Here is a 12,852-nt window from a genome sequence, read left to right on the forward strand (position 1 = left end):
AATATATTTTTTCCCCTTTATTAAGACTGTTTATTTCCATAGGAAAATTCTTTAATACGCTGTTCTTCTTCTTTCCTACAGATTAAAATCACTCCATTTTGTTCCGCTACAATATACCCTTCCAATCCCTGTAACACAATCTGATGCTCTCCGGATAAATGCACTATACAATCCCGGCATTCTACCATTTTTACTCTCTGGCCGATAATCGCATTTCCTTCCTTATCTTTTCCCGAAAGTTCATACAAAGATCCCCAGGTTCCCAAATCCGACCATCCAAAATCTGCCGGGAAAACATAAATATTCTGCGCATGCTCCATAATGGCATAATCTACAGAAATCTTCTCACAGTCCGGGAATTTCTGACCAATAATTTCCCGCTCTTTTTCCGTATAAAAATAATCTTCCAGCGAATCAAATAAGGCCGACATTTTCGGCTGATAGGACCGAAAAGCTTTTTCTACAGTAGAAACACTCCACAAAAAAATACCGGAATTCCAGGTATATCCACCTTCCTGCAAATACTTCTCTGCTGTCATCCGGTCCGGCTTTTCCTTAAAACCTTCCACCTTCCTGATTTCTCCTTCTCCTAAGGCTTCCCGCTCCATCTTTATATAACCATACCCTGTTTCCGGACGGGTAGGTTTCATACCCAGCGTGAGAATCCGGTCTTCGGATCCGGTAAATTCCAATCCTTTTCGAATCACCCGGACAAACTCTTCTACGTCCGTTACGATATGATCGGAAGCAGAAACAACTAAATTTGCTTCTGGATATCTCTTCTTTATTTTCCAACTCACATAAGCAATACAGGGAGCCGTATTACGCATGCAAGGCTCCAATAAAATGTGATCATCTGAAACTTCCGGCAATTGTTCTTTTACAATATCCCTGTATTTTTCCGCAGTGACTACCCACACATTTTCAGGGGGACAAATCCCGGTAAACCGATCAGCCGTCAACTGTAATAAAGTTCGGCCTGTACCCAGAACATCTATAAACTGCTTGGGTTTCTCCGGGGTGCTCATTGGCCAAAACCGGCTTCCTACACCCCCAGCCATTATCACCAAATGATTGTTACTCATATTATTTATATTGCTTTCGGAAGCGAAAAGCTAAACGTTGACCCTACATTCTCTTCCGATTCAAACCACAAATGCCCTTTATTATGTAACACAAAATCCCGGCAAAGCAACAACCCTAAGCCGGATCCTTCTTCACTATTCGTACCAAAAGTCGTAAAATGAGTCACTTCATTGAGCAACTTTGGTTGATCCTCTTTTTTAATTCCTAAACCATGGTCTGACACTGTGACAATAATCTCATTTCCTTCTTCCCGGACATTTACATGTACCTCCGAATGAGGATTACTGAACTTAATGGCGTTGGATAAAAGATTCCGTACCACACTTTTTATCATTTCGATGTCCACATTTACATAAAATTTATCTTCCGTGTCCATCTTTATTTCTATCTGTTTCACAGCAGCAACAGAAGAAATCACCTCTATCATTCCATTCGTTAACTCTGCAATATCTACGATTTGCGGGATGACAGTCAATTTTCCCAACTGACTTTTAGTCCATTTTAATAAATTATCCAACAAAGCAAATACTTCCTCTGAAGTCTTATTCGCCATTTCAAGCATGTCAAATATATCAGGACTGACATTTTCCCGAGTCACACTCATCATCAATGTATTGAGCAACATTTTCATGGAAGCCATCGGAGAACGGAGGTCGTGCGCAATGACTGAATATAATTTATCCCGCCCATCTATCGTTTTTTTCAATTCTTCCGTTTGCCGCACGATAATCCGGTTAGCAGCGACCAATGACAGTTGATGACTAATCCGAATCATCAACTCCTCTTTCTTAAAAGGTTTAGAAATAAAATCATTTCCCCCGATTTTAAATCCTTTGACTACACTTTGTGAATCATCCAAAGCCGTCAGAAAAATGATGGGTATATCTTTGTATTTTTCATCCTCCCTCAAACGTTGGGCTACCTCAAAACCATCCATTCCCGGCATCATCACATCCAACAAAACCAAATCAGGCCTTTCCCGCGCAATACAATCCAAAGCTTCTATACCGCTCATGGCCGACAAAAGATTATACTTCTCCTTCCCCAATAAAGCTTTCATCAACAAGACATTTGAAGAAACATCATCGACAATTAAAATTTTATATTCGGAAGGATCAATCTTCATATTCATGCAAACCTCTATTTGTATTCAATCCGGCAAAAATACAACTTATATCATTTAAAAACATATTTTTTTATCAATGTTTTTAATAAATGTATATCTATTGGCTTTGTTATAAATTCATTACACCCTGCTTCTAATGATTTAATCCGGTCTGATTCATAAGAATAAGCCGACACCGCAACGATAATTATATCTGCAGAAATCTCCCGGATAAGCCGGGTAGCTTCCCAACCATCCATCCCCGGCATTTTTATATCCATTAAAATCAAATCCGGCTTGCACTCTTTATATAAACGTACCGCTTCTTCTCCATTCTCAGCCCTCACTAAACAATATTCTTTTCTCAGAATTACATTCAATAAATCGAAATTACTTTCATTGTCCTCCGCCACCAGGATTACGCCCTTTGCATCTTCCATAATCTATGCATTTTTTAATTTATCTCTTATTTTCAATACCTTATCGTTTCCTTCTTTTAATACGAATAAAATCTTTCTTTTATTACATAAAAATATCTTATTTTTGAAGCGGTTAAATTAAACATTTTTTTCCAAATTGATATTTTCTTTCAAGACTTTAATAGGAGTTAAACTTTAAAAAATAAAAGAAAGTCAGTACTTATTGATATTATTTTTATACCTTTGTTAGTTTAGATTCAAAAGGTGAGGAAAGCAATATTATAATGTCTTAACAATTTTTTTCAATAAAATAAATAAGCTACTCACTTAATTGTATTAAACATAAAAAATAACGTTCGGATAATTTGTGAGAATATTAAGAAATAGTTTTCTACTATTCAAATTTACAGAAGAAGGCGTCTATTGTCATAGGTGATTGATTATAAAACGAATAGGGAAACAAGTTTCTATAAATAGTTTCTTTTTAAAGAAAGATCTATATTTAATTGAAGGAGAAAATTATGACCAAAAAAAAGGAACATTTAAATTGGATAAGCTAAAACTACATTCATTTTCGCATAAATAATTTAACATAAATTGTATAAATAATGGATACAAAACCTCAAATACTTGTTGTAGACGATAAACCTGAAATTGCTAAAGTCATAAAAATACAGATGTCTTTGGAATATGATGTAATATATTTCAGCCGGCCTATTGAAGCTTTAAGCTGGTTGCATTCGGGGCATATTCCGCAATTAATTATTTCCGATGTCTATATGCCTGAAATGAATGGCTTTGAATTTCTACAATCGTTAAAAAATAGTTCCATGTTTACTTCAATACCTGTTATTGTACTTTCGAGTCTGGAAAACAGCGGAGAAAGGATTAAATTACTGGAAATCGGAGCAGACGACTTTATTCTGAAACCTTTTAATCCCCAGGAATTGAAAATCAGAGTTCGTAACATACTCAGAAAAAGATAAAATGGAATTTGTATATTTCGGGAAAAATCCGGTTTGGATCAATCAATTTACGGATTTGTCAGATACGGAACCGATCGTTTTGGATACGCTTTCAGCAAGCTGTAATTTTGTATCTACCCATAAATTTACAGATAAAAATCCTTTATTTCTCTTTCTGGAATCGGAAGATACAGATAATAATATCAAAAAATTAAAAGCCCTGAAAAAGGAGATGGCTGAAAATCAGTATATTATACTGATTAGTTCGCAAGTTTCAGCTCAATTGGTCTCCAATTACATCAGTTCGGGAGTGAGTGAAATTGTGGATGCTAACATTCCGAAAGAAACTTTACAACAAATTCTTTCTTTATTACCCCGTCTCAAAAAAACAGAATATAAACAAGATTCCACCCAGGCTTTTCACCTACCCTTTTGGAAAAGATTATTCGATATCCTTGCCTCGGGGAGCGCCCTGCTTATATTATCTCCTTTGCTTATCCTGACAGCTCTTGCAATACGTTTAGAGAGCAAAGGACCTATCATTTATACTTCCAAACGGGTCGGAACCAATTATAAGATTTTTGGTTTTTTAAAATTCCGCTCCATGTATGTCGATGCAGATAAACGCTTGGACGAATTCAAAAAAAACAATCAATATCAGGATACGACCTCCTTGACAAAAAAAATTTATTACCAGGATCCCGATAAATCGGAAAAGGTCGTTTTGGTAGGAGATGATTTCCGGCTCACGGAAGAAGAATACCTGGCTCGCCGGAAAAAATTGAAAGCCAATAATTTCGTGAAAATACAGAACGACCCCCGCGTTACCCGGGTAGGACGGATTATCCGGAAATACAGTATCGATGAATTGCCTCAATTAATTAATATTTTAAAAGGGGATATGTCGGTCGTTGGCAATCGGCCCCTCCCCCTCTACGAAGCAGAACTACTCACTTCAGACGAATACATCGAACGCTACATGGCTCCTTCCGGCCTGACAGGACTTTGGCAAGTAGAAAAAAGAGGAACAGAAGGCATACTGTCGGCAGAAGAACGCAAACAACTGGACATCCAATACGCCCAGAAATTTTCTTTCTGGTTCGATATGAAACTTATCTTCCGCACCTTTACGGCATTTATTCAAAAAGAAAATGTATAATCATGAAAATTAAATATATTCTACTCTGTATTATTTTACTGGGCTGCTTTCTGGAAAGCACTGCTCAGGAACGCAAAAGAAGAAAAAAAGACGACGACAAAATCACCATTCTCCGGGATACGGTAAATTATAAGCCGGTAACTCTTACCACAGACGAATTCCGCAACTATCATTTGCCCCCCTTGGAAGCATTATTTGAAAGTGCACGCAACAATCCCCGGTTAAAAGCTGTAGAAGCGGCTATGCAAGCCAGCCGTGCAGAATTGAGAACAACCCGCAGGGACTGGCTGCAATATTTTTCAGTACGTGCCGGTTATACTTACGGCATTCTAGGAACTTATACAGATACCGAAACTCAATACAATCCCTTGACAACCGTTTATTCCGGAGCAACCCAAAGCAGCTGGTCGATCGGAGCTAATGTCAATATTCCGTTAAACAGTCTTTTTAACCAAAGTTCAAAAGTCAGAAAACAACGAGAAGTCTACATACAATCTCAATATGAACAAGAGGCCGTTTTCAACGAAATTAAAAACGAGATCATAGAAATATACTGTAACATTCAGTATCAACTGAAATTATTGAAAATTGCAACAGAATCTCTGACACTTTACGATGCTGATTATACCTCTTCAGAAGCAGATTTTATCAACAATAATCAGACACAAAACAGAATGCTAAGTGATCTGAAACATAGCCATCAGCTAGCCTTGACAGAATATGAAAATATTATTAATACACTTAATATTCTATTTCTTAAATTAGAGATTATTAGTAATACAAAAATTATTACCAAATAAAGATGAATTACATTACTTACTTTATTAAATTCTTTTATCGTATCCGCTATTGGTTACTTTTTACGCCATTTATTGTCGCTTTACTGGTATTTTGGAAAACACAACATATGCCGGAGCAATATACGACCAATTGCTCCGTATATACCGGTATTATTACGGGAGTAAGTATTTTATCTGAAAGCGGAATAAATACAACCAGTTATACTCAGAGCAGTATGATGGAAAATTTATTAAATATCATTACTGCAGACCAGACACTCAAACAGGTTTCTCTACGTTTATATGCCCGTATTATGGTGTATGGCAATCCAGAAAAAGATAATACTTATGTAAAGGCCAGCAACTACCGGAGATTATATAATCACGGCAAATCGATCCATCACCTGATTGATAAAAGTTCTTCGAATGATTCCATCAATGAACAAAGAACTTATGAAAATCTGATAGCCTATGAAACCAACGATAAATCCAATTATGTATATGGTATTTACCAGTGGAATCTCCCTTATGTAAACCGGGAATCTTTACAAAAAATTCAAGTAGAACGGATTGGGAAAAGTGATATCATAGAACTTACCTACACCACAGACGATCCCGGAATTACTTACCAAACGGTTAAAATATTAGTAGATGAATTTATTAAACAATACCAAGAACTTCGCTTCGGTGAAACCAATAATGTTATCGCTTACTTCCGGGCAGAATTAAATCGGATTGGAAAAGAATTAGAAAAATCCGAAAATTCATTAACAAAATATCGTGTTGAAAATCAAGTTATCAATTACGCAGAAGAAACGCGAAGCGTAGCGGCTTTAAATCGTGACTATGAATTACAATACTGGGAATCTTTAAATACGTACATGGTCGCAGACAGCTTAATCCATGAATTAGAAAAAAGGATGAAACTCAATACTGAAATCATCCAAAATAATAATTCCTTTATTCTGTATAACAATAAAATTAGCGAAATCAATGAAAAACTAGCGGTTGCTAGATATTATTCACAAATAGTATTGCCCCAACAAACAATCGATTCTTTAAACCGGGAACTAGAAGCGAATAAAAAGGCCTTATCGGAATCGCTTCAGAAAATGGGGTATTTAAAACATAGCAAAGAGGGTATTGCTAATTCAAGTATCATTGAAGAATGGCTGACTCAGATTCTTGCTTTTAAAAAAGCAGAGGCAGAACTGAAGGTTTTGAGCAAACGTAAAGTTGAAATGGATAAGAAATATGTCCACTTTGCTCCTATCGGTTCGACATTAACCCGCAAAGAAAGAAATGTCAATATTAATGAACGAAGGTATATGGCAATTTTAGATGCCTTAAATGCAGCTATTTTACGTCAGAAAAATCTGCAAATGACATCTTCTACATTGAAACCGATGAATGATCCGTATTATCCATTAAAACCGACCATACACCCCCGGAAAAAATTAATAATCGGAGCTTATCTGGCAACTTTGTTATTTACTATTTTCTTTTTCCTGATTATCGAAGTGTTAGATCGTACCCTACGCTATGTTTTCAAAGCCGAACAGATCACGGGGAGCCGCGTACTCGGCGTATTTACCCGTCCGCTCAACTTACGTGCCCGTAGATTCAATCAAACTTACACCGAAATGTCAGCCCGTACTTTATGTAATTATGCCATCACTTACTTTAAGCCGAACCAGAATAATATTATAAACCTCATCAGCAATCAATCCGGAGAAGGCAAGAATTATGTTATGCAACAACTTGCAAAACAATTCACAGCCCAAGGGATGGAGGTCACTCAGTTATCCTGGCATGAGGAACATCAAGCGGATGCACAATCCTTCATACAAGTACTGGATATAGAAAAGTTAGAAGGAACTACGTCTTCCCGTCAAAAAGATAACGTATTCTTGGTAGAATATCCGTCACTAAAAGATGCTGCGTTAACCTCCAATATTTTGCAAGGGGCCAATCTGAATTTACAGATCATCGATTCCCGGCGTACATGGAAAAATACAGATCAGCAATTATTTGAACGTACCCGCGAAATGTGCGGGAATACGCCGTTTTTCATTGTACTCAATTATACCAATCGGGATGCAGCCGAAGAAATTAACGGTTTAATGCCTCCTTATACCTTTTTCCGAAAGTTATTCTACCGAATTTCTCAACTAGGTTTAACGGCAAAGGAGCAACATCTGAATGTTTAAAAATGTAATTTCATATAGAGTACCTTTTGTTTTTATTGCCGGTGTATTTATCATTTATCAGCTGGTTATACGGGAAGGGATTCTCCCGGCCCTGATTTTTGCTATTCTTCCGGTAATAGGAATAGGATGTGCCGGCATATTCCACGGACAGCTCGCTTTTTATGCCTTTTTTGTCATAAATTATTTTATCATGGGTATTAGTCGGTATTTTCCCATGAAAACGGGTATGATTATGCTAGGCCTCACATTAGGGCTTCTCCTATTGGTTTTTTTGAAAAATATATTTCATCCATACGACTGGAAACGAAGCCGGAATTTCTTAACGGTTATCTGGTTGATTTGGTTTGTCTATTGTCTTTTGGAAATATTCAATCCCACGTCCGTAATACAAGCATGGAACATCGCCATTAATGGTTATGCCTTTTTTCCATTGCTCAGTGCTATTTTAATTCCGATACTTTTTACCCGCTATAAAGATTTGAAATGGTTATTAATTCTCTGGGCTTTTCTTTGCCTCTTAGCTGCAGCAAAAGGCTACTGGCAAAGAAACCACGGTTTTGATTCTGCTGAACTTTATTGGTTATTAGTCGAAGGAGGAGCCCGGACACATTTCATTTATTCTGGCGTACGCTATTTTTCATTCTTTTCTGACGCAGCTAATTACGGAACATCCATGGGATTGTCGATGACTATTTTTGGAATTATCGGTTTTTATGTACGTCCTATTTGGTTAAAATTCCTTTTCTGGGGAACAGCCGTAGCTTCCTTTTACGGACTTATGATTTCTGGTACCCGTAGTGCAGTGATCATTCCTATCGTTGGGTTAGTTACCTATCTCATCCTATGCAGAAATATAAAATACATGTTGTTTGGAATTTGTATATTGACGGCTTCTCTTTTATTCCTTACCCAAACCAATATCGGAAATGAGAATTCGCTAATTCGCAGGATGCGCACCACTTTCGATAAAGACGACGCATCCATGCAAGTTCGGGTGATCAATAAAAAGAAAATGATCCCTTTGTTACAAGACAAGCCTTTTGGAATCGGATTAGGACTTAGCGGTGGCAGAGCTACCCGTTTCAATGTAGATACTCCTCTGGCAAAATTACCGCCAGATTCATCCCATACCGCTACTTGGATTGAAACAGGCATCGTCGGTCTGCTGCTTTATTTCACACTTTTATTACTTATATTAGCTAAAGCCAGCTATATAGCTGTATTCGTGGTCAAGGATAAAAAACTCAAAGGCATATTGATTGCTTTTATAGCCGGTATATCAGGAGTGCTGGTAGCAGCTTATGCAAACGACGTAACGACTTACCCCAATGGCATACTCATGAGTATTTTATATGCTTTCCTGTTTACCATACCTTATTATGACAAAGAACAAACAACGGATGTTACCACAACCTGATATATCAATTATTACAGTAAATTACAACGGTTTACAGGATACTTGTGAAATGATTGTCTCTTTACAGGCACATTTACATCGGTGTACGTATGAAATCATCGTCGTCGATAATGGTTCCCGGCAAAATGAAGCGGCTTTGATCCAACAACGTTTTCCATCTATTCGAACAATCCGGAGTGAGAAAAATAGGGGATTTGCCGGAGGAAATAATTTAGGTATCTGCGAAGCCCGGGGTAAATATATCTTTCTACTCAATAACGACACTTATGTGGAAGATGACACCCTATTTTATCTATGCGAAACGCTCACTCAACATCCCGAAGCGGCTGCCGTCTCCCCTAAAATCAAATTTGCAGCTCCTCCGCAGCACATCCAATATGCCGGATTCACCCCTATGAGCCGCTATACCTTACGCAATAAAAGTATCGGATACAACGAACCCGACAAAAAACAATACGAACGTACCATACCTACTGCCTTTCTTCATGGAGCAGCCATGATGATACGACAGGATATTGTCGAAAAGGTAGGACTTATGCCCGAAATCTATTTTCTTTACTACGAAGAGATGGATTGGTGCAATCATATTGCTAACAAAGGTTACCAATTATACTATGAGCCGCGTTGTACTATTTATCACAAAGAAAGCAAGTCGACAGGCTCAGACAGCCCGCTAAAAACCTATTACCTCACCCGCAACCGTTTACTATATGCATGGCGCAATCGCCAGGGTATGGCCCGGGTAATAGCCCTACTTTATCAGGTGTGTATAGCTATTCCTAAAAATTTAATTGTAAATTTGTCATCTTGTAAAACCTCACAATTAAAAGCAATTACAAAAGGTATTACAGACTTTATTTGTCTAAAAAATAAAACATTATAAGAATGAATGGCAGGGAAATATTCTATTTTATTGAATATGTTTGTTGGATTGTGGCAGCGCTTATTGTGGCCTATCCCTTGTTCTATACGATAGTTTCTCTTATACGACGTGACATACGTTATCCAGAAGCTCGTCGTCAACATCGCTTTGCCGTATTGTTCCCTGCTTATAAAGAAGATCTGATCATTGAAGATAGCATACGTTCTTTTCTTTGCCAGGAATATCCCCGGGAACGGTTTGAAATCGTCGTTATTTCTGACCATATGCAAAATGCAACGAATGAACGTTTGGCGCAATTACCCATCACCTTATTGAAAGCTTCATACGACAACAGTTCTAAAGCTAAAGCTCTCAATTTAGCCATAGATAGCCTACCGCCCGATAAATTCGATGCTGTAATTATCCTCGATGCCGATAATATTGTTGACACAAACTTTTTGCAAGAGATAAACAAAGCTATGGATGCCGGAGTAATGGCGATCCAGACACATCGTACAGCTAAAAACCGGAATACTGAGATAGCAATTTTAGATGGAGTCAGCGAAGAAGTCAATAACACTATATTCCGCCGGGGACACGTCCGCGTTGGAATCTCTTCCGCTCTGATTGGTTCTGGCATGGCTTTCGATTACAAATGGTTTCGCAAGAATGTGGCCCAACTATCTTCTGCCGGGGAAGATAAAGAACTCGAAGCCCTGTTATTAAAGCAAAGGATATTCATCGAATTCCTCGACCATGTTTATGTATACGATGAGAAGACTCAGGAAGAAAAAGGATTTTATAACCAACGCCGGCGTTGGCTGGCCACTCAATTTGCCCAATGGGGACGAGTAGTCCGGGATCTTCCGAAAGCTATTCTCAGCGGGAATATCGATTACTGTGATAAGCTCATCCAATGGATGCTTCCTCCCCGCTTGATTTTGTTCGGAGGCATCATTATTATGGGCTGTATCATGCAGATCGTTGACTGGCCACTGGCCTTAAAATGGTGGACTTTGTTTATTCTACTGGGGATCACTCTTTGTTTGGCTATCCCCGACAAAATGGTAGATGAAAACTTTAAGAAGTCTATCCATAAATTGCCGATTTTGTTTTTTATGATGGTCATCAATCTTTTTCGTTTAAAAGGTGCAAATACTAAATTCGTACACACCGAGAAAAAGACCCTCTCAAACAATAAAAACATCGAAAAATGAAAATCGCTATAGAAGCTCAACGCCTATTTAGGACCAATAAACACGGAATGGATTTCGTAGCTCTTGAAACGATTCGGGAGTTACAAAAAATTGACACCATAAACGAGTATTATATTCTGGTTGCTCCGGGTTCTGATCATTGTCTGAATGCTACAAACAATTTTCACATCCTTGAACTCAAATGTCCCACTTATCCACTTTGGGAACAGTTCGCCCTTCCCAAAGCAATACGGAAAATTCATCCAAATTTGCTTCATTGCACGAGCAACACAGCTCCCCTTTATTGTTCAGTACCCCTGATCCTCACTTTACATGATATTATCTTTCTAGAAAAAAGAGCCGCCAGCAATATTTCCATTTATCAAAACATGGGCTGGTACTACAGGCGTTTTATCGTGCCCAGAATTCTACCTAAATGTAAAAAAATCATCACGGTATCGCAATTCGAATGTAATCATATTCTGGAAACACTAGATCTGTCTGAACAGCAAATCATAGCTATTCATAATGGTTATAATCAACGTTTTCATCCCCTAGAAAATGTTTCTGAAATCATTCGGAAATATATCCCCCACGATGATTATCTATTTTTCCTAGGCAATACAGATCCGAAAAAAAATACCCCCCGTACTTTAAAGGCCTATAGTATTTACCTAAAAAAGTCTACGCATCCCTTGCCCTTGTTGATTGCCGATCTGGAAGAAAAAGTGATTGACCGTATTCTTGCACAACAGAACATATCAGAAATCAAACCGATGCTTTATTTCCCGGGTTATATTACTCACGCTGATTTACCGGCCATTTACAACAAAGCAAAAGTATTTCTCTATACGTCTCTCCGGGAAAGTTTCGGTATTCCGTTACTCGAAGCCATGGCCTGCGGCACTCCCGTTATCACCTCCTGCACCTCCGCCATACCGGAAATCGCTGGAGAAGGGGCCATTCTCATTTCTCCAGAAGATGAAAATGCGATAGCCGGTGAACTACTAAAACTCGAAAACGATCCCAGTTATTATAAACAACAAATAGCTTATGGGCTGGAAAGAGTTAAAAAATTCTCCTGGCAAGCCACAGCCCGCCAAGTACTAAATATATATCAAAACCTGAATTCCTAAATGTGATTAGTTATGAATACCTTGTTTCCCATTATCTACTCGCTGATTATTTTTCTTTTTCCCTTTGTAGGAAAATTCCATTATAACCGTCAGACATTAAATTCTATAGTCATTTCTTTGGGATTATTGGGAACATTTATTGGAATCATTTACAGTCTTCTGCATTTCGATCCGGAAAATATCAGTATTTCTTTACCGCAACTCCTAGCAGGTTTAAAAATCACGATTCTGACGATTATCAGTAGCATCATTACTTCCTTGTTGTTAAAATTGTTTCCGGTATTTTATGGTATCCGAAAAGAAAAAAATACTATTATTGAAAATCTACCGGAAACGATGAAGGAAATCCTTCATCAATTAATTGCTATCAAAGAGAATATTCATAAAACCGGGATCATACAAAACCCCGACGGAACCGTACAAGCAACGGAATTATTTCAGGATAAAGCTTTGTATGATCTGGCACGCAACACTTCCCAGATCATGCAAAAACAATCCCAATACCTCAGTATTACACA

The 12,852-nt window shown here is 37.9% G+C and carries 9 protein-coding genes and 3 pseudogenes; 9 read left to right on the forward strand and 3 right to left on the reverse strand.

From position 1 onward, the window contains the following. Positions 1-20: 20 nt before the first annotated feature. The 3 genes and pseudogenes from HMPREF9449_RS05185 to HMPREF9449_RS05195 form a co-directional block, all read right to left on the reverse strand. Positions 21-1,085, reverse strand: coding sequence for a mannose-1-phosphate guanylyltransferase (locus tag HMPREF9449_RS05185; protein ID WP_009136189.1), 1,065 nt, complete (start codon positions 1,083-1,085; stop codon positions 21-23). Positions 1,086-1,090: 5 nt separating this feature from the next. After that, on the reverse strand, positions 1,091-2,218 hold the full coding sequence (locus HMPREF9449_RS05190; protein WP_009136190.1) for a hybrid sensor histidine kinase/response regulator: 1,128 nt from the start codon (positions 2,216-2,218) through the stop codon (positions 1,091-1,093). Between the two features lie 44 nt (positions 2,219-2,262). Further along, positions 2,263-2,619, reverse strand: a pseudogene (locus HMPREF9449_RS05195) (response regulator); the annotation flags it as partial. A 599-nt stretch (positions 2,620-3,218) separates the two neighbouring features. Between HMPREF9449_RS05195 and HMPREF9449_RS05200 the strand changes: the two are divergent. From HMPREF9449_RS05200 to HMPREF9449_RS16710, 9 genes and pseudogenes are all read left to right on the forward strand, one after another. Beyond that, complete coding sequence (locus HMPREF9449_RS05200) at positions 3,219-3,596, forward strand: response regulator (RefSeq protein ID WP_009136192.1); 378 nt, start codon at positions 3,219-3,221, stop codon at positions 3,594-3,596. 397 nt (positions 3,597-3,993) lie between these two features. Continuing rightward, positions 3,994-4,734, forward strand: a pseudogene (locus HMPREF9449_RS05205) (sugar transferase); the annotation flags it as partial. A 2-nt stretch (positions 4,735-4,736) separates the two neighbouring features. Further along, complete coding sequence (locus HMPREF9449_RS05210; protein WP_009136194.1) at positions 4,737-5,534, forward strand: TolC family protein; 798 nt, start codon at positions 4,737-4,739, stop codon at positions 5,532-5,534. Between the two features lie 2 nt (positions 5,535-5,536). After that, the gene (locus tag HMPREF9449_RS05215) at positions 5,537-7,723 is read left to right on the forward strand and encodes a GumC family protein (protein WP_009136195.1); all 2,187 of its coding nucleotides are present in this window, start codon (positions 5,537-5,539) and stop codon (positions 7,721-7,723) included. Beyond that, on the forward strand, positions 7,716-9,140 hold the full coding sequence (locus HMPREF9449_RS05220; protein WP_009136196.1) for an O-antigen ligase family protein: 1,425 nt from the start codon (positions 7,716-7,718) through the stop codon (positions 9,138-9,140). The genes HMPREF9449_RS05215 and HMPREF9449_RS05220 overlap by 8 nt, the downstream gene beginning before the upstream one ends. Next, on the forward strand, positions 9,103-10,023 hold the full coding sequence (locus HMPREF9449_RS05225) for a glycosyltransferase family 2 protein (RefSeq protein ID WP_040611225.1): 921 nt from the start codon (positions 9,103-9,105) through the stop codon (positions 10,021-10,023). Before HMPREF9449_RS05220 ends, HMPREF9449_RS05225 begins: the two co-directional genes overlap by 38 nt. Before the next feature lie 2 nt (positions 10,024-10,025). Beyond that, complete coding sequence (locus HMPREF9449_RS05230) at positions 10,026-11,219, forward strand: glycosyltransferase (RefSeq protein ID WP_009136198.1); 1,194 nt, start codon at positions 10,026-10,028, stop codon at positions 11,217-11,219. Further along, positions 11,216-12,334: a glycosyltransferase family 4 protein gene (locus tag HMPREF9449_RS05235; RefSeq protein ID WP_009136199.1), complete on the forward strand. Its 1,119-nt coding sequence runs from the start codon at positions 11,216-11,218 to the stop codon at positions 12,332-12,334. Before HMPREF9449_RS05230 ends, HMPREF9449_RS05235 begins: the two co-directional genes overlap by 4 nt. 12 nt (positions 12,335-12,346) lie before the next feature. After that, positions 12,347-12,852, forward strand: a pseudogene (locus HMPREF9449_RS16710) (hypothetical protein); the annotation flags it as partial.

The organism is Odoribacter laneus YIT 12061 (assembly GCF_000243215.1).
In the GTDB taxonomy this organism is placed as follows: Bacteria; Bacteroidota; Bacteroidia; order Bacteroidales; family Marinifilaceae; genus Culturomica; species Culturomica lanea.